The following is a 19,264-nucleotide window of genomic DNA, read 5'->3' on the forward strand; positions in this document are numbered from 1 at the left end:
TAGGTTTTTCATTTGTTTCCCTACGTTTTTATTGTAAAGGTAAACGGAGAAAGCAAACAATTTCAATTCTTTTACATTGCTTTAACTTTATTTACTTATTGTTTTACTTAATGTAAATTGCGAAACTCTTGAGGTGAGGTGCCCGTCATTTTCTTGAAAAAAGTCGTGAAATAAGAAGGCGAATCGAAACCTAACTTGGATGCGATCTCGTTCAATTTCATCTGCGGATTGGCCATCATGGCTATCGCTAATTCCAGCTTGGTCGATTGAATATATTCCATCAGATTGCGGCCTGTAATTTGTTTATAATAGCGGGATAAATAAGAGGGATTAAAGTGTACCTCTGCTGCTATGGCCGTAAGCGACAAATCGCCCGAAAGATGATTCTGGATATAGTGATGAATTTGTTCAATCAACAGCATTTGAGATGACATCATCTCTGCCTTCATGCCCAGATCAAGAACAACCATCTCTTGTCCCAGCTGAAATCTTTTGAGGATACTCGTACGGGCAGCCTCTACTTGCTCATGAAGATGCTCCCACTCCTTCACTAAATTTCCTGACAGCGCAAACGAGACGGAAATATTCAAATTCTCTTCGCAGTCATTCTGCACCGCTTCCAGAATACTTTTCATATAACCAACAATGCCCTGCCAGTCCACTTCATGTTCCTCTACCGTGAACCGGGCTATTAATTCATGATCCGGTTGAAGCAGCCAAACAAGTGTGTTCGCATCATAAATCGCTTGTTCGCCATGAATGGATACCGGTAGATGAGTATCGAAGATCTGTTGCACCGCATGCAGCAGCTTCGATTTATGGGAGGGAGATTGCTCCTCCAGACGGTTAATCTGCCCTGCTATAAAAAAGGCTGGCTGCTCTATCTTCACCCGAAACTCCATCTCTGCGTATCGAGCATTCGTAAGAAGCGAAGTCACCGGCTCACCTAGCAGCAAAGCTTCCAGCATTTCTTTCTTGAGCAGTGGCTCAGCGAATTGAGCGTGCATCAGTGCTTTTTCCTCCAACATGCTATGGTGATTTTCTTGTTCTAATTTATCGATAGCCCTCTTAACAGCCTGAAAAATCGGTTCGATACCTTCTGTCTTCAGAATATAGTTCTCCACATTCTTACGCATGGCTTCGTAGACGTAGTCAAATTCACTGTAACCAGTCAACAAAATAATCCGGCAAGAAGGCCAATAATACACAATATCGTTCATTAGCTGCAGACCGCTCTTCTGGGGCATTCGAATATCGCTAACTACGACATCAAGCTTCGTTTTTCTAGCGATTTCGAGTGCTTCTCTTGCCGAGTAGGCTTTGCAAACCTCAAGCTCGAAATCCGCTTTTTCCTGAAAAAGTAGTGCCAGACCATTTACAATAGCCGGCTCGTCATCCACAATAAGCAATCGGTACATGATCATGTCTCCTTGGTGAAGTTTATTATCAGATCTACTTGCAAGCCTCCGTGTTGGCTGCGGGAGACGAATACACCACTGCCCGCCCCATACTTCAGTTGAAGTCTGACGTTTACATTCGTCATTCCCGTCTTCTCTTTTTGTTCTGCACTGTTCGCAAGTTTGGTGCGCAATTGCTCAAGCTTCTCGTCCGTTAGCGACTTCCCGTTATCTTCCACCGTAACACGTATGCCTTGCTCCCGGTAGTCAACACAGAGGTAGACGATTCCCTGCATCGTTCCGTCTTCAAAAGCATGCTCGAAGACATTCTCTACAATGGGTTGAATAATCAGTCGAGGTACCAGTACCGACTGTATGGGATCCGTCATTTCTGCATATTCATAACGGATGCGATTGGAAAACCGGATACACTGAATTTCGCAATAATCGAGCGCATGTCGATACTCCTTAAATAAAGGCACCTCATCGGAGCCGCTCCTTGTGATGTACTGATAGTAGCTCCCAAGCTTCTGCGAAAGCTCAGCAGCGGTATCTGAATCCCCCGTTTTACACATCATGTAAATATTAAAGAAACTGTTATATAGAAAATGCGGGTTAATCTGTGATTGCAGCTGCTTCAATTCAGAATGCTGAAGAGCGATTTTCTGTTCATAATTTTCCTCGATCGAGCGCTTCAATCGATACGCCATCCGGTTAAAGCTGTTAAATAAATAATGGAACTCATCTTTTCGCTTTGACTCAATACTCAAATTCAAATTATCTGTTTCAATCATCTGAAACGCCTTGGTCAGCTTAGAAAGCGGTTTATGAATCATGAAGTGGATCGAGAAGGAATAAAGAAGAAGGACCGTAATGGTGATAGCGAAGATCGCGTAAAACCAAGTAGTAAACTGACTCAGCTTGCTTGTCAGTTCATTCTGATTGACATACATAACCAGCGACAAATTTAATGAACTGACTTGACTGTGCGTGATGAAATAGCTTGTGCCATTTATTTTCTGAATGATGGGTTTGTTCGCATTTCGTTCACTCTGTTCCTCAACAAGCGACAGCACCGTAGGGATAACATCCGTGTCTTTTGTAGTAGAGAGTATACTTCCCCGTTTCCCCTCTCCCAGCAGAACTGCTGACTTCTGGTACAGAGCCGCAATTTGGTTCATGGCCGCCAATAGCTTACTTTTAGAAATTTCAATATAAGACATTATGCCTGAATTGTTTTCGCTTTCAATAAATAACATACGATCTCCGAGTCTATAAAAAGAAGGCTTTGGCGTGGTTTCCATTAACGTGGAGATCATCCTAAATGTATCATTCGGCGTATTCTCGACGCCATTCATCATGGATATCATTTTGCCCACTGACTTGATATACACCCCTGCATCGACCACATAATCGCTTGAGCTTTGCAGCGTAAGCAGGCTGTCTTTCACTTGATCGATTAGTTGGACCTCTTCAAAATTCTCAATCGTGCCGCCTACAAAACTGAGCTTCTGCAGATCGCGATTGTTCATGAACAGCAGCTGTTGGTTCCGAATAAAATATAACTCATTATCAAGCTGCTTCGAATAAAAGGACGCGCCGGCAACCGCCGATTCGGATATTTCATCCTTAACAAAAGCTAGCCCTTTGTAATTCACTCCTATATTCATGACGACCAAAGGAATAAGCAACACGATAAACACGATAACAATCTTCTGATAAACGAGCCATCTGGATCTGCCAGCAGCCTGCAGCTTCATACCATACCCCCAGCATTATTGTTAAGAAATGTATGTCTTTCATTATCATACGTTTTCATGTATCTATCAACAGCCAAGCGAAAATGAAGAAGCCAACGGTTTCATATTATGGAGAGCTAATTAAATAACAAAAAAACCGAAAGACTGAGATCAATACTCATTCTTTCGGTTTTTGTTTAATTGGCCTGAAGGATTACCGTTCGAAATTGACTGCATCAACCCTCGTATAAATCATATCAGCAGGAAGGGTTGGCGGATCTACTGTAGTCGGAGTCTCTCTAGTTAAACGAACATACTCGCTGCCGTCCCCTGTAAAGTCAAACGTTCCAAGATTAACCCAACTCGATGTGCCGACTGTTGCATCGATATACATGACCTCTGTAACGGACTGATGTTTCACTTCCACTTTGACATGATTATCGTTTGCTGTTGTATGGACAATCTTGTAAATGGAGACCGTATATTTCCCTGCTGGTAACTGGGCCTTCCAAGTCGCCGATGATCCTTGAACAGTAGAATAACGAGACTTAACACCAATTTTGTAGCCGGCTAAATTACTTTGGCTCCAAGACCCTTCCGTCGTGTATAACCCGGTCGTATCCGTGCTGTCGACGATAACCGTCAGATCCTTAATTGTTATAGCCAATGTTGTTGTTGTTAAGGTCACTCCATCCATCGTAACAGTGGCCCACACCGTGATATGGTCTGTGGCTCCATCTAGGCTTTGTAGGGTTAACAAACCGCTGCTGTCCACTTCAGCAAGATCGGTTCTATCAACAAAATATTGCACATTGGCATGTGCCAGATCACTGATCAGACCGTTATCCAAATAACCGGTTACACGCAGTTAAGCAGCTCGAGTCATCTGCAGTTCGTCCTGGTTCGACAAGATGGCCGCCGACTCATCAACGGTAACCGTCTCGGAGCCCCCGCTATAATAACGGCTGCACCACCAACAATTTCCCAAGCTGGATCACCGTTTGGTTGTACCAATCCAGATGCTGCTGAACATGCTCTTTACTTCGTTCATTGCCGGATGCCTCAAACACGGCTGCTTTATCTGTCTTCTCGTTATCGATTTCAAAGCGAACCGTATGGTTCCCATTCGGAAGCTCCGGTAAGAAAACATACTGATTCCGATTATGGTCGTTATACGGTGTGAATCTGTCGACAAGGAACGATTCCCCGCCATCCACAGTCACCTTCAGCCTGCCGGAATCAGGTCCCCCAATATCGAACAACCCGATGTGAGTGCCTTGGAACTGCACCGTGATAGCCTCTCCAGGATCGACTGCTCGCCAAAGACCGGGAAACAACCAATTATACTCACGGGCCAAAGCGAAATCATCACCGGTAAGATAGGACCATCCTTCCGATAAATGGGCATATCCTTCCAGCGACAACATTGCGGCGTACTCCCATGGATTGGCTGGAACCAGGGGGTTCTGAGGCAGGTTATGTTCAAAACTACCCGAATTAACCCCAAGTTCACGAATCCGCTCAAATGACCGAGTGATCGTATCCGTGTAAATCCGGTGCCCTTCGGGAATTAACGGATGGATCGCATCATGCGTAAAAACAACGACCCCGGGAAAGGACTCTCCTGATCTTGCCGTGAAAACAAGCTTTCCATCCAACACCAAGCGACTGACCGATACACCCAGATGAATCGAAGGAATACCGTAATAATCAGCCACTTCCTCTTGCATAAGAGCTCCCTTCTGGTATTCCCCCGACTGAAATCCTACGACATCCCGTTCCTTCAACGTATAAACGAACAGGATATCTATAAACCGGCTCCGCTTGCGAATTTGACGAACAATTCCTTCAATCCGCGCCTTGGACTCTGGGACTCCGCCATCGTTACCGACAAACTCCACAAACACGAGATCAGGCTCATGACGAAGCACATCCGTCTCCAAACGGGCGCAGCCCAAATCAGATCCAGTTCCGTCAATGCCTGCATTCACAGAGCGGATATCCGCGTTGGGATATTGTCCCCGAAGCCAATCCGTCGTCATGACTCTATATCCTTCAGAACGCGTATTACTGCCGCCAAAATAAACGATTGTAACCTTTTCCCCATTTTTCAACTTCTGAATGATATTAGGTAACCCTCTTCGAGAGAATAATTCCTTCATCGCGACTTCACCTGACCTCACTTATTGTTTTGGGAGCAAACAATTTCACAGCAAATACTTCATGATAAGGCGAACCGTGCGTTGCAGAGAAATGAATCCGGATTCGGGTTACACCTTTCAAATCCACTTTATGTTTATTCAACGTGAGATAATTTCCACGGATATCAATTTTCCTTACGGTTTCGTCTTCTAAGGTTAAGGTCATATCATAGTCCTGGATCAGGGACTCAATCGGATCGTCAAAATGCTCCAAGTCCAGTTGTGAATTAAAAACAAGATGGATTTCATCCAGATTTTTAGGACTGGCAAAACAGAATTCCAACCACTCCTGCCCTTCCGTACATTTAGAAATCCAGACGTTCGGCAGACCATAAGGTCTGGAGTAGCCATTGATGACATTTTCGGGGTTATACATATCCTGGTATGGCAGCAGGTCCTTAAAGCAAATGCTCTTGTTGAATTTCTTCAGCCGAGACGGCTCTTCCGGCTTATAATGGAAGCTGACTGCTCCTGTTATTTTCTCTTCATTACCGTATACGGCAAGCCTCTCTGTACCTTCCAGCACAATGTAGATTTTGTCGTCCGCCGGCTTCGTGCAGCCCAAGTTTAACGTAATCCAATCGTCATAACCGGCTGCAATAGCCAAGCTGTAGTCTTTCAACGCGCTGGTGGGCATATAGTTTTCCTTCCGATCTCCACCAAACAACTTTACAAACAACGTTTCCGAATGTTCGGAACTATTTTTAATTTTGACCCGTACGCTTTCCGCCTCGGATGTCTGAATCGGCAAGACCAAACATAACCCTTGCTCCAAGGGAATCGCTTCGGTTGGATGAACATTGTCATAGCTGCGCTGAGACGAGGAACGAATATGTAATCCATCAGCGAAGTAAGGATCCAGCTCCTCTTTAAGCCCTACGATCGTTTGTCCGTCTCGAAGCAGCAGCGCCTGCAGCTCCCCCATATGAGCTCGGGCGATGTCTACGGGGTCTACCTGATATTTCAAGCATAACGAAGCCGCGGTTCCAACTGCCTGCCCCATGCAGCCGCAAGTTGCCATTACCCTTGTCGATCCGAAAGCAACATGAGTAGCACTTATATTGCGACCAGCGAACATGAGGTTAGGTATATTTTGCGAAAATAAACTACGGAACGGAATATTGTATAAGCCCGGCACGAAGTTCCACGCTGTTGCCGGCCCCTCATCGTAGATGCCCTTAGCAGCATGTAAATCCATATACCAGCCCCCAACGGATACAGCATCTTCGAAATGCGGCTTCATTGTAAGATCGTTCTGCGATAACATGTAATTCCCAATAAATCGCCTGGATTCCCGTTTTCCCGGAATCGGGCACACATAATCCAAGATGAGATTGTCCACATCATCAAATTGACCGCTATTTTTGATATAATCCCAAATCCCGTAAACCAATTTCCGCAGCTCTAGAGCAATGTCTTCATTGTTTGTAATAACATCCATATGCCCGCCGTATTCCAGCCACCACAATCCGCCGAGCCCGTTGATTTTTCTAGGAAAAGCCCGATGGTTCAAGCCTTTTCTGATACTATCGAAAAAGGGCAACTTCGTAATATCATACGCAAAGCCAGGCCTCTTGTACGGAACATGATACTCTACATCGCGGGCTTGGAATAGGATTGTGTCTCCCATGGTGTAGTGATCCGCCACTTCAGGAGCCAGGTCCTCCTTGTACTCATGCTTCGCTTCTCTTCCCCATCGAAAGAGAGCACCTGCCTGATATCCGACAACTCCGTCTCCGGAACAATCGATGTAGGTTCGGCTTTCAAACCGGAATTTCCTTTCAGAAGCCAATTGAAGGCCTTCCACCCACTTGATTCTGCCATTCTCCATTCCCGTTTCATGCACGCATGTATTCAGAAATAGAGAAATGTTAGGCTCATCATAAACCATATCCAACAAGACCGTATCCGAAATCGAAAGCATAAGCTTTTTGTTATATAACGGATTATAGTGGAAAATTTTCAACTTGAGCTCTTCCACCAACCCGCCCTCACGCGCATAATAGGAAGGACTTTTGCCGAGATAAGCCGACCCGTTGATATGAACCCTAACTTCGCTGCTGGCATTTCCCCCAAGAACCGGCCGATCATTGATAAGTGAAACTTGCAGCCCTTGACGAGCGGCAGCAATGGCGGCGCATAGTCCAGCAATTCCTCCGCCAACGACGGTCACATCCGCTTTAATTAGCTCCATTTTGATAACCTCCATGATAAGATACATCTATCATGGTAGTCCTTTTAAACCTCATTTTTTTACATGATTTCGCGAAAAATTCATACATTTTCTTGCAAACTTATTTGGATTCATACCGTGTTATTTTTATCCGATATTGCTTAGGTGTATCACCCGTATACTCTTTAAACAGTTTGCAAAAATACCCTTCATTGACAATGCCTACTTCCTCGCACAATTCCAATAAAGAATAATCCTGAACATTTAATAACTCGAGAGCCAGTTGTATTTTTTTGCGGTTGATATAGCTAATAACGCCTTCGTTCATTGTTTTTTTAAATAGGCTGCTGAAATACGATGGCGCCAAGTTCACATCCTCGGCAATAGCCTCCAATGTCAAACGCTGTTTCAAATTTTTCTCAATAAATCGAATGGCTCCCATAATTTCTGTCCGATGTACTAATTGACCAGCGTGTACATATTCGAACGTAAAGTCGCTAATATAGGCAAGTTGCTCCCGAAATGCCATAAATTCGATGGGAAACTCCGCTACATCCGTGTTCAGCGTGCTCCCCGATCTAAATTTCGCCGTAATGTCTCTGTAGAAGTCTCTAAGCATAGGAGCCATGATGGACTTATGGATTTTATGATCCGTAACAAATTGGTATAAAACAGCAAATTCTTTCTCCAGCTCTTCTTTGGCAGCCTGTCTTTGCACCCACACAAGGAAATCAGCCAGTTTCTGCTGAAAGCCATCTCTACTGTCATTACGGTAATGGAACCGATGCGTCGGTGTTTTGACTACTTTATCTGCATGATAATAGAAATCCTCACTGACATTCTGAGCTTCCGTGTAAGCTTGTTTGATAGACTCCCAACCTCGATGCGGACTGCCAAAAGCTACTGATACCCTTTGATTCAAATACTGATGGATATGGGAGACGATTTGATTCCCTAACGTTTGACAAGCATATTCCGTATCCATGCTGCTACGATTGTGCTCCCAGGAAAGAAAGCCAATAAAACGATTATCGGATAGATCCGTAGCCACACCGTTGCCACAATTCATCACCGTTTCTTCGATGACATTCGTAATTGCATATTTCAAGATGTTTTGGTCAACCGCTGAATATTCATTTCGAAAACTTTCATATTGATTCATTTCAACAATGAAACAGCAATAGTTAGCTTGAAAGAAATGGAACTGCATGCTATCCACGAAATGTGATGCCCGATGAGAAGGTATTTCGCCCCTGATCAGCTCGTTAAAAAATTGCTTGCGAACTCTATATTTATTTTCAAGAATAGATACGTTTAAAGATTGAAATTCCTCTTCTTTCCTCTTAATCTCATCCAAAATGCCAGCTGCCTTATTCAAAGCTCTATCCAAACTTGCTTCATTTAACGGAACCTTAACAATGTAATCCAATACATTGGCATGAATAGCTCGCTGTGCGTATTCAAATGACGAATAGGCGGTCAAAAGAATGAATTGGGTATGAGGCAGCTCCGGCTTTAATTGCTCAATCATGGAGATCCCATCCATTCGCGGCATCACGATGTCGGTTATGACGATATCCGGTTTTAGCTTTAAGATTTCCTCTATCCCCTTCTGCCCATTCATCGCTTTTCCCACTAACTGGAATCGGCGTTCCTTAGGAGAGAGCTCGCTAAAAAATAGTTCCAATCGTTGCATGATTAGATCTTCATCGTCAACGATGAAGCAAGTGTAATCTCTCACCCACATACACCTCCTTTGAATAAATCTACCGGGAATACGGCGCGGACACAGGTTTTTTCCTTCGGTATGCTTATGATTTGGAGCCCGAACTGCTCCCCATAATGAAGTCTTATTCGACCATGAATATTATGTAACCCGATTCTTTTCCTTTTTACTTCCAGATCACTCGGTTCTGCAGTTAAAATATGCTTTATTTTATCTGCTGGAATTCCCTCGCCTTGATCAATGACCTCTATCATGACGATGTCGCCTTTCCTGTATGCATGAATCGTAATCGAACCTTCGATTTCCCCTCCGTTATAGCCATGGAAGATACTATTCTCTACAATGGGCTGCAGCAGCATTCGAAAAACCGGAAAGTCCATTAACCCATCTTCGATATGCTCAATCAAATGAAAGTGCCTGTTATATCGGATGTTCTGAATCGCGATATAGTCCGATACATTTTGCAACTCCTGACGTAGTGAAACCTTCTCCGAAGCGTCGGTGATCCCGTATTCCAATGATGAAATGAGAGACCCTATCACCACATCTACTTTTTCTATTTGTCCAAGGTGTATGACATTACTGATAGCTCCAAGCGTATTATACAGAAAATGAGGGTTTATTTGAGATTGCAGCACTTGGATTTCCAGCTTCCGCTCCAGTTCATTATGAAGCTCTCCTCGCCGAATCAGTTCCACAATTTGCTGCAGCATTCGGTCGAAGGCACGGGAAAGGTCGCCAAATTCATCGTTTCGCTTGATGGTAACTGTCGTTGTCAGATCACCTTGTTCTACCCGCTTCATTTTTGTTTTGAGCGCATAGAGCGGATTCCTGATATATTTGGCAATAAAAAAAGAAATGAACAAACTTAAGAGAAGACCTGCAACTAAAAGCACGATGTAATACTTCTCCAATCTGGACAGTGCAGCTTCCAGACGAGATTCATCATTAATCGAAATGATGGACCAATTGAATTTCTCCGTCGGTTTCTTCAGAATAGAGACAGGCAAGCCCTCTTTTGTATGCAGTTGAAGGCTTGTTCCCGACGTATTAAGAATTTGTTCCGCCGACGTTTCCCCGATTGAAAACGTATGATCTTGAATACTGAGGGGTCCTCTATTTTCCGAAAATCCAGCAATGATTTTGCCCGATGAGGTGATCAGAGCCAGATTCATTTGTTCTTTTTTGTTAATCTTAAACAGGGTTTCTTCAATGGCATTTAGATCCAAATCTACGGCAATGGCCATAGGAAAAGGAGAGCCGTTCAGATATCGAACCATCGTAACGGTCCAGCCGGAATACTTAGATTTGTAAGGATCACTGACAAATGTAGTTCGTCTGTTCTTGTCGGCCGCATCAAACAAAGGTTCTCTGTCCGATAAAGGCTCATCAAAAATCCGCGTAGTCGTACTTCCGCCTAGAATGGATAAATCACTTTTGATCAAGTAAATGTTACTGACATAATTACTGTTAAGTTCATATAACTCTCTTAATTGCTTTTTAATTACTTCCGTATTGTCAATGTTTGCTTTCACCGATGTTTCAACCGAGAACAAGATCGTCTGGAACGAAGAAAAATTAACCGTCAAATACTGGTCAACTTTGTCCAATATTTGGTTCGTGTAATAAATATCGTTGGTTCTTATTTCCTTTTGAACATAGCGATAGGACAATTGACTTATCAAGATGATGCAGCTTAATACAAAGGCAAACACAATCAAAAATAGTTTTAAAGGCAAGCTGATTCTTCTTCGCATGGCCATCTTCCTTTTAAATCCGGATTAAACTAAGCATAGCATAGGACAACAAAGAGAGGGGCTATTTATCGCCACTCTCTTTGTTTATTTACTTGATTAAGCCTGCTTCTTTAAATTGCTTAACTGCTGTATCCTTATAGGTTTGCATATCAAACTTGGTATCCAATGTTTTGAGGAATTGATCCCAGTTCGTCAGAGGGTCTTTGCCCGACATAAATTTGACCAAACTTTCATTAATGAAACGAGTTCGGTCCGTTGCCAATGTATCACTAGGGTCTGCAGTCAATAAATTTCCGGGTAAAGTAGGACCTACATATTGCTGATTGTTCGTGAACGCTTCTGCCGTCTTCGGATTCTGGAAGCTGATGTACTCGGCATCATCGCCTCGACGCGGCATTCTATAATGATCGACCCATAGGTACTTTTCTTTTATTTCTTTGGAAAGTTCAGAGGTTTTATTTTTGATCTTACCGTCTACGACATCCCAATGAATCCCTTTAATTCCGTATGCAAAATTCGGATAAGCTTCTTTGTCCGTAAAGAGGTATTCCAGCATAGACAAGATCCGAATGATTTTGTCCTTGCCCGCTTTTTTGGAAATCGCCCATGAATTGCCTTGGAACGATTTTCTCTCCACGATTTGATCACCGTAAGGCCCTTTCATTGGCGGAATGACGATCCATTCCGGAATCTCTCCGCCAATTTCTTTCATCTTCTGCTGATAATCCGGTTCCAATCTGCGGGCATCTCTAATCATGAAGCCAACTTTACCTTTAAATAACTTTTGGTCTAACAAATCTGGTGTAGTCATCGTCACCCAGTCGGGGTCGACAACTTTCGCTGTCATCATTTTATTGATGTAAGCGAGTGCCTCTTTCATTTTGGGATCGATAAAAAGGAATACGGGTTTATTGTCTTTCACTTCAATGGCTGAAGGCGGATTAACGCCAAACATCCACATTAGGCTATCGAAGCCGTAGGTTTGTAGATTGCCTTCTTTATTCATACCGCCTATGAATCCGTACGTATCGTTTTTGCCGTTTCCGTCCGGGTCTTTCTCTGTAAAGGCTTTCATTACTTCGAACAGCTCATCAGGAGTTGTCGGCACTTTCATATTCAGCTTTTTCAACCAATCGTTGCGGATAAAGAAGCTTCGACTGATCCCGTTTACATTATCATAACCCGGAACGCCAATGGTTTTTCCCAGATATGACGTCGCATCCCAAGAGTCTTTACCGAAACGCTTCTGCAGTTCAGGAAATTGATCCAAGTAAGGCGTCAGATCCGCAAGAACACCTTGATCATAATATTGCGCGAGATCGGCTCGACTTTTCAAGAAAATCAGATCTGGAATATCCCCGCCTGCAATGAGCGTGTTCAGCTTGGTTGTTGCTTGCCCAGCTTGGGGAACCATCATATCCAAGTCGATGTTCACCGCCTTCTCCAACATTTGACGTTGAATATCTTCTTCACGTGGAGGTATCGGTGCGGCAGCATTGAAAGTACCTTGGTTAAACATTGAAATTTTCATTTTGGTCGCGAACTTGTTAGATTCGGATTGAGAGCTGCTCGAAGCTCCTGGCTTAACTTCTTCTTTGTCCGCACAACCTGACAATAGCGCTCCTAGCCCTACGATAGCAGCCAGAACCGTAAATGAAACCTTCTTAAGTTGCATATTGACCTCTCCTTTTGCTTGTATATATAATATCACGCTTTTTCCTTAACAACCTAGGTAGTAATTGTTTTTTTAACCTTTAATCGATCCCAAGAGTACACCCTTTGTAAAATGCTTTTGCATAAATGGATAAACGATCAAGATCGGAACCGTAGTCACAACAACAGCAGCCATTTGCACGGCGAACTTGCTAACCGTTCCAGCATTGGCCATCGATTCAGAACTTTGTGTTGCGATGTTAAGCAAAATGTTACGCAAGACAACTTGCAGCGGCATTAAGTTCGAATCATTCAAGTAAACAATCGCATCGAAATAACTGTTCCAATGCCCTACGGCATAAAATAAGGAAATCGTGGCAAGGACGGGCAAGGACAGGGGTAAAATAATTCTCCATAGCGACTGAAGTTCGCTTGCGCCATCGACCCTTGCCGATTCCTCGATTTCAGCAGGCAATTGCTCGAAAAAACCTTTAATGATTACCAGATTAAAAGCACTAATGAGATGTGGAATAATTAATACCCACGGACTGTTTAGCAATCCCAGAGAACGGATTAACAAATAGGTTGGAATTAACCCTCCACCAAACATCATGGTAAACACAATGAATATTAAAAATGTGCTGCGTCCCGGCAAATATTTTTTGGATAACGGATATGCCGCTATGATCGTAAAAAGCACATTTAGTGCAGTACCTACAATCGTTCGAAACAACGTGATTTTATACGCTTGCCCTATCCCATGAGAAATGAATACTTCTTTGTAGGCTAGTAAAGTAATGGTTTCAGGTATAATCACAATTCCTCTTCTTACTACTTCCGATTCTGGCGTCACTGAAACAGCAACCACATATAAAAAGGGGAGTAAGCAAAGTAGGGATAGTACAATTAGAATTATATAAACGGCTGCTTGCCATACTTTTTCCCCGACTGTCATGTTGATCATTTTAAAAACCACCTCACCAAATTTGCCCATCGAATTTCTTGGCGACCTTATTCGCAGCCAAAACTAATCCAAATCCGATGATAGCTTTAAACAATCCCACAGCAGTAGCCAAGCCAATCTTCAGCCGCTCTAACCCTTCACGGTATACCCATGTGTCAATAATGTCGATCTTCTCTTGGTTAAAGCTGTTCGCAAACATGAATATTTGGTCAAATCCAGCATCCAAAATATGGCTTAATTTAAGGATCAGCATCAGAATAATAACGCCTCGAATGCCGGGTAATGTGACATGCCATAGCTGTCTCCACTTGGAAGCGCCATCCATTCGAGCTGCTTCATATAAGCTTGGATCAATTCCTGCCAATGCGGCGAGATACAATATCGCTCCCCAGCCAATATCCTTCCATATTTCAGATAAGATGATCAGCAGTCTCCCCCAGGCAGGTTCCGTTAGAAAAGAAATCGGCCCAACACCATTTTGCTTTAAAATCATGTTAAAAAGGCCATCTCCTGGGGCTAATAAGGCCACCATCAGTCCATAAACAATGACCCATGATAGAAAATGGGGCAAATACGTAATCGTTTGCACGATTTTTTTAAACCATTGGGTATAAACTTCATTGAGAAGCAGGGCAAGTACGATGGGAGCGGAGAAACCGAACAATAACTTATACAGCGATATGATAATCGTATTTCTCATGATGTCCCAGAAATAAACGCCATTGATAAAATCCTTGAAATTCTTTAATCCCACCCATGGGCTGTCCCATAGTCCCAAGGCTAGGTTATAGTTTTTGAAGGCAATCACGATTCCCGCCATGGGAATATATTTGAATACGGCAAAGTAAATTAATGCCGGGAATAAGAGAGCATACAACACTTTGTACTTCTGTAACGTTCTTATCCATGAATTCCGCTTTCTGGGGAGGGGAATGGCGTCCGCTGTCATTTTCGCTTGCATATCATCACCTCGTCTTTATTTATATTTGTATAATAGCACCCGCCCAACGGATAAATTTCTGTAATTTCAAGAATTTCTTATAAGATATTAAGTACCTCAGAATAAGCCAAGTTGTTAGGTTACTCTGCTCTTCAGTGTAGAAAAAAAAGGGAGCATCAGCCACGCGGCGTGATGCTCCCTGATCTTTGAATGTTATATCTTCTTCAGCTCACCGGTATGTTGGAGCTTAACTCGAACATCAATTCGATTTAGCGATGAGGAAGTAAGCTTGACATCTTGCCAATTTTTGAACCTTTTTTTAAACATCGTATTTCTAAAATTGTATATATCAGCCTCGAGATGTAACCCTTCCTCAAATGTCGATCGGAGTTCTTCTTTAATTTTCTCTTCTACTTCTTTTTCAATTTCTTGTTCGGATTGATGACTGTCAAGTAATTCAACAATGTTGCCTTTTACTGTAACTTCTATATTGAAAATCGTTTTAACACCTTGCATCGTGATTGATATCTTGGACTTAGGTTTTTCAAGAGAAACAGTTGCAGATTGTACACCAACTGATGTTCTTGATGTCGCTTTCTCCATCCATCTTAGTCCCTTAAGTTGAGTATCGGCTATCCATCCTTGAAAGTCGTTTTTCCGAACGACAAACACGCCATTTATTTTCAATTTATTCTCGGATTTCTCCTCGGTCTGCCATGCGTTTTTATCAATAGTTAAGGTAGGGACGATAGCCGTATCTCCTGGCTCATTCAGATGAATTTGATATTCTTGCGCAAGTAGAGGTTTAATGAACGATTTCTGACGATAATTATCTTCCGGCTCGCTAAGAATGTTCGTAATTGGAGACATTTGAAAAAATGAGGGGGTTTTAAAAATTTCCTCAATAGACTCCTTTGTGCCGAATATCCATGGGGTGTACCTGAATTCCCGATATCTCTTTAAATTATCAAAGTATTCGTCACCCCCAGCTTTAATCGCGTTTTCGGTAAACAGATAGGCACGAACATGACTCCAATATAACCTTCTTTGAACCGTATCGTAAAGATTGCCTAATGCCAAAGAGAGGGTTTTCCCTTTTCCTTTTCCAACATACACGTGCGGCCCGCTCCCTCCTCCTGCATTTTCCGCCTTAGCTACATTACTGAAAGATACCGTTTGAATGTACACTTCATAAAGATTATCTTTGTGATCAACCCCTATAGCAGAAACGTAAAGCAAATCTTGAATATTCTTATTGTCCCAACAACCGGAGACACACAACATACAACAAATCGTAACGAGGAGTACCACAGGTTTCATTGTCTTTCCCCTTGTGATGTAGAATCAGTCGTTTGTAATGCGCTCGGTCTTTTGCTTTTGGATTTGAAAGGCCTGTTGAATAGCGCTATTATAGACGCTCTTATATTGAGTTCAGCAATTGGAGACCAGTAAGATATACCAAAAGATGTTAGTGTAGAGGTGTAAGCCACCATTGAAATCATGCCGATAAAAAATCCGTATATCCCCAAAAATGAAGAGATGATCAGCATATAGATTCTAATAAGGGTGACGGTACCTGTTAAGGATTGATTGACCAGCGTAAACGATGCAACAGCTGTCGCTGCAGTCACCATGAGCAGGGCGGATGAAGCAAGTCCAGAACGAATCGCAGCATCCCCAATGATAAGTCCTCCGACGACCGTTACCGTCTGTCCAACCGGTTTCGGCAGACGAATGCCGGCTTCGCGAAACAATTCGAATAATCCCAAAATCAACAGGTTCTCAATCGTCGCTGAATAGGGAATACCAATTCGTGCAACAGAAATGGTTGCCAGCAATGGGAAAGGAATTTGGTCGATATTATAGCAAGTTAATGAAATATAGAATCCAGGGAGAAACATAGCCGTCACTAAACCGACTAGACGTAAGATGCGTTGTAAAATCGTGTAATAGTAAGCGGAATGAACATCTTCAGGAGATTTTAATAGCTCTGTAAGACTAGATGGACCGATGATTGCCATTGGAGATCCGTCGACGAGGATAACAAATCTGCCGCGCAACAGCGCTTCTGCTGCAAAGTCAGGTCTTCCTATTGAATCCACTAACGGAAAGATGGAGTCACTCGAATCACTTAAATATTCCTCCAGCTGCGCACACCCAATAATCGTGTCCACATCGATTTGGGCAATGCGACGCTTCACTTCCGTAACAAACTCAGGGTTGATAATATCCTTGATATATAGAATCGCTAGACCTGCGTTCCCTCTTTTGCCCACAATGAAGTGCTCATATTGAAGCGAAGTGCTTTTCATTCGTTTACGAATAAGGGCGACATTGGTGATCACTTCTTCCGTAAATCCATCACGCGGTCCGCGAATCGATATTTCGCTGATGGATTCTTCCGTTTGGCGCTTTGGCGGGTTGGCAATATTTATTTCATACATGGTGCAACTTTCATTCTCATGGATAAAATAGATCAACACATTCCCTGAGAATACACTCTGCTCAATCTGACTGAGTTCGACACTGTCGTCTAGAAGCTTCAACACATCGTTTTGAATCAATTCTGATATCCGTGGAAGTATATTTTCATTTAGCTGTTTACTATCCACCATACCTTCGCAATAAATGACCTGTGCAGCGCCGCGCTTTTGAAATTTCACGTCATAGCAGGAAGAAAAAATCGCTCTGAAATCCGCTTCTTTTGCATTTCTAATGTTCATGTTACACCTTTCTTTCTTGTTGAAAGGTAAGCAATTATCATCCAGCAAAGAATAGACAATGTAGATAGAGGATAGAAATAGAACTTCGTGAAAGCTAGAAAATCACTATCGTTGATTTGAAACTGTGCAAGGATAAATAAGACAGTTGTAAATAAGATGATCGCTATTTTTTTATGCTGCTGCTTGGAAGTTAGTAAATCACTGAATAAAAACATCCCTAAACTGATGTGAATAGCGCTAGTACTAAGCCACTGGTACATGGATAAAAAATCAAGATGTTCAACGAAACTGCTAATTCTAACCAGCCGCCACTGAGTAAAGAGAGGAAACCGCTGTTTTTCTGCTTCGTAGGGGCCGAATATCGTCAACATACTGACAACAGCATTGATGATAAAAATCGAAATAACAAAGAACAGCACTACAAAGTGCTTCCATTTGAAATTACCTTGTATATGAGGTGATAATAATAACAACAGAAACAATTCCATACCGTACCTGAAGGTCGTTACAGCCCCTTCAAAGATAGGCCGTGCCCCCTCGCTTATTAAAGGCAGCAGAAGTTCCATATGCCTATTCTTAAAAGTAAATAAGGTCATAAACAAGATCAGTGTCGCGAGAATCGGGAATAGCACGGAAAATGAGATCGCGATGGGTTTGATACCTTTCACTGCTAAATAGGCACAAACGAGCAGTAAGGGCAAGGATATCGCCCAAATAGGCGTAAAGGGTAAAATCATGGATTTGACCCATGTCACAATATTTTTGTGGACAATAAAAAGCTCACAGAACAAGTAAAAGGCAATCCAACTTCTCACTCCCCAAGCAATGAAACTCCCCATTTTAAGTTCTAGCAGTTGGAGAAAGGATTGGTTAGGCGCCAGTTTATTTACAATTCGATAAATCCCAATAATAAATAAAAAACATACTAAGCATCCTACAATGCTGCTGACAAACGCATCGCGTTTTGCTTCCTCTATTAAAATGATTGCTCCTGAAATTTGGGCCAAAGAAAAAATTCCGCTCATACATAAAATATAACCATGTAAGGGACTGATCTTGGGATTGGTAAACGTCGACATCTAATTCACCTCCTGACCATATAATTTCCCACAACATATTTTTCCATTCCAAATGGATATCACTTTCAAAAACTCTCCTTGATAATCCCGTACAACATGAATTACATTTCTTAAGAAATGACAGCATAGAATGCTGATAGGTCTTTTCGCGGTGTAAATGAATAATTAAAATTGGAGGGGAAATAAATGGCTAAGCGAAGGAGAAATTCATCTGTAGTGGAGTCCCGAACGCAAGCAGCGAAGAAAGTAAAAATTAGTTCCACACCTAATGCTTCAATTGGAGAAGGAGCCTCTGGATCTTACAGCTACAGCGCAATTGCCATGATGCCGCCTGGACAATCGGTCCCTGCATCGAAACAGGAACAAGCCCTCGCCATTAAGATAGCGAGGGCGATGCTCTCTGGCCCACGGCACATTACCAAAGATGCAACCGTTGCGGAAATGAGTGCGGATGGAAGACTAATCATCCTACGCCAAGGCACCAATCATTGGATATGCTTTCCCGGGGATGAGAATCAGATCGGCAATCCCCCGATGTGCGCCGATCCAATGGGACTGCAATGGATAATGGATCTCAAGGCCAAGAAGCCGCAACCCACGAATATGGCTCCTGGCCTCATCTATATGCTGTGCGGTGCCACGCAGCATAGCAACACCGATCCGTTTGATACCACAAGCACGCCAATCCCGATTGGTCCGCACTGGATGATCATTTGGCCTTTTGACGCCAAGAATGCCGGACTGCCCAACACAGTCAGAGATGCAGGCGCCTGGGTGATGTTCGATGGCACACCTTACGCCTATCTGCACATCTGCGGCACACCTTGGTCCGGCAATGTGTACAATGAGATGAATCCAGGCGATCAAATTCCAATCTGGACCATGGTTTATGGCTTGCAGTCATAGCCTTAA

The 19,264-nt window shown here is 42.9% G+C and carries 14 protein-coding genes; 1 reads left to right on the forward strand and 13 read right to left on the reverse strand.

The window, feature by feature from the left end:
- Positions 1–107: 107 nt before the first annotated feature.
- From ACUN27_RS25930 to ACUN27_RS25990, 13 genes are all read right to left on the reverse strand, one after another.
- Complete coding sequence (locus ACUN27_RS25930; RefSeq protein ID WP_445559769.1) at positions 108–1,418, reverse strand: response regulator transcription factor; 1,311 nt, start codon at positions 1,416–1,418, stop codon at positions 108–110.
- 2 nt (positions 1,419–1,420) lie between these two features.
- The gene (locus ACUN27_RS25935) at positions 1,421–3,157 is read right to left on the reverse strand and encodes a sensor histidine kinase (protein ID WP_445559770.1); all 1,737 of its coding nucleotides are present in this window, start codon (positions 3,155–3,157) and stop codon (positions 1,421–1,423) included.
- A 193-nt stretch (positions 3,158–3,350) separates the two neighbouring features.
- Positions 3,351–3,986 (reverse strand): golvesin C-terminal-like domain-containing protein, encoded by a 636-nt coding sequence (locus ACUN27_RS25940; protein ID WP_445559771.1) that lies wholly within the window; start codon positions 3,984–3,986, stop codon positions 3,351–3,353.
- 103 nt (positions 3,987–4,089) lie between these two features.
- The gene (locus ACUN27_RS25945; protein WP_445559772.1) at positions 4,090–5,298 is read right to left on the reverse strand and encodes a GDSL-type esterase/lipase family protein; all 1,209 of its coding nucleotides are present in this window, start codon (positions 5,296–5,298) and stop codon (positions 4,090–4,092) included.
- Positions 5,299–5,305: 7 nt separating this feature from the next.
- Positions 5,306–7,531, reverse strand: coding sequence for an FAD-dependent oxidoreductase (locus ACUN27_RS25950; protein WP_445559773.1), 2,226 nt, complete (start codon positions 7,529–7,531; stop codon positions 5,306–5,308).
- 100 nt (positions 7,532–7,631) lie between these two features.
- The gene (locus tag ACUN27_RS25955) at positions 7,632–9,251 is read right to left on the reverse strand and encodes a response regulator (RefSeq protein WP_315954658.1); all 1,620 of its coding nucleotides are present in this window, start codon (positions 9,249–9,251) and stop codon (positions 7,632–7,634) included.
- Positions 9,248–10,993, reverse strand: a complete 1,746-nt coding sequence (locus ACUN27_RS25960) for a sensor histidine kinase (RefSeq protein WP_315954659.1) — start codon at positions 10,991–10,993, stop codon at positions 9,248–9,250. The genes ACUN27_RS25955 and ACUN27_RS25960 overlap by 4 nt, the downstream gene beginning before the upstream one ends.
- An 88-nt stretch (positions 10,994–11,081) precedes the next feature.
- Positions 11,082–12,668 carry an extracellular solute-binding protein gene (locus ACUN27_RS25965; RefSeq protein ID WP_445559774.1) on the reverse strand — a complete coding sequence of 529 codons (1,587 nt, stop codon included), beginning with the start codon at positions 12,666–12,668 and terminating at the stop codon, positions 11,082–11,084.
- A gap of 72 nt (positions 12,669–12,740) precedes the next feature.
- Entirely contained in the window at positions 12,741–13,610 is an 870-nt protein-coding gene (locus ACUN27_RS25970) for a carbohydrate ABC transporter permease (protein WP_315954661.1), read from the reverse strand.
- Positions 13,611–13,623: 13 nt separating this feature from the next.
- Positions 13,624–14,571 (reverse strand): ABC transporter permease, encoded by a 948-nt coding sequence (locus ACUN27_RS25975; RefSeq protein WP_315954662.1) that lies wholly within the window; start codon positions 14,569–14,571, stop codon positions 13,624–13,626.
- 192 nt (positions 14,572–14,763) lie between these two features.
- Positions 14,764–15,870 carry a Ger(x)C family spore germination protein gene (locus ACUN27_RS25980; protein WP_315954663.1) on the reverse strand — a complete coding sequence of 369 codons (1,107 nt, stop codon included), beginning with the start codon at positions 15,868–15,870 and terminating at the stop codon, positions 14,764–14,766.
- Positions 15,867–17,273: a spore germination protein gene (locus ACUN27_RS25985; RefSeq protein ID WP_315954664.1), complete on the reverse strand. Its 1,407-nt coding sequence runs from the start codon at positions 17,271–17,273 to the stop codon at positions 15,867–15,869. Before ACUN27_RS25985 ends, ACUN27_RS25980 begins: the two co-directional genes overlap by 4 nt.
- Positions 17,270–18,352, reverse strand: a complete 1,083-nt coding sequence (locus ACUN27_RS25990) for a GerAB/ArcD/ProY family transporter (RefSeq protein ID WP_315954665.1) — start codon at positions 18,350–18,352, stop codon at positions 17,270–17,272. The genes ACUN27_RS25985 and ACUN27_RS25990 overlap by 4 nt, the downstream gene beginning before the upstream one ends.
- Before the next feature lie 186 nt (positions 18,353–18,538).
- Here ACUN27_RS25990 and ACUN27_RS25995 point away from each other — a divergent pair, with 186 nt between their 5' ends.
- A complete protein-coding gene (locus tag ACUN27_RS25995) occupies positions 18,539–19,258 on the forward strand; it encodes a hypothetical protein (protein WP_445559775.1) in 720 nt (239 codons plus the stop codon).
- Positions 19,259–19,264 lie beyond the last annotated feature (6 nt).

It is taken from the genome of Paenibacillus sp. WC2504 (assembly GCF_052682475.1).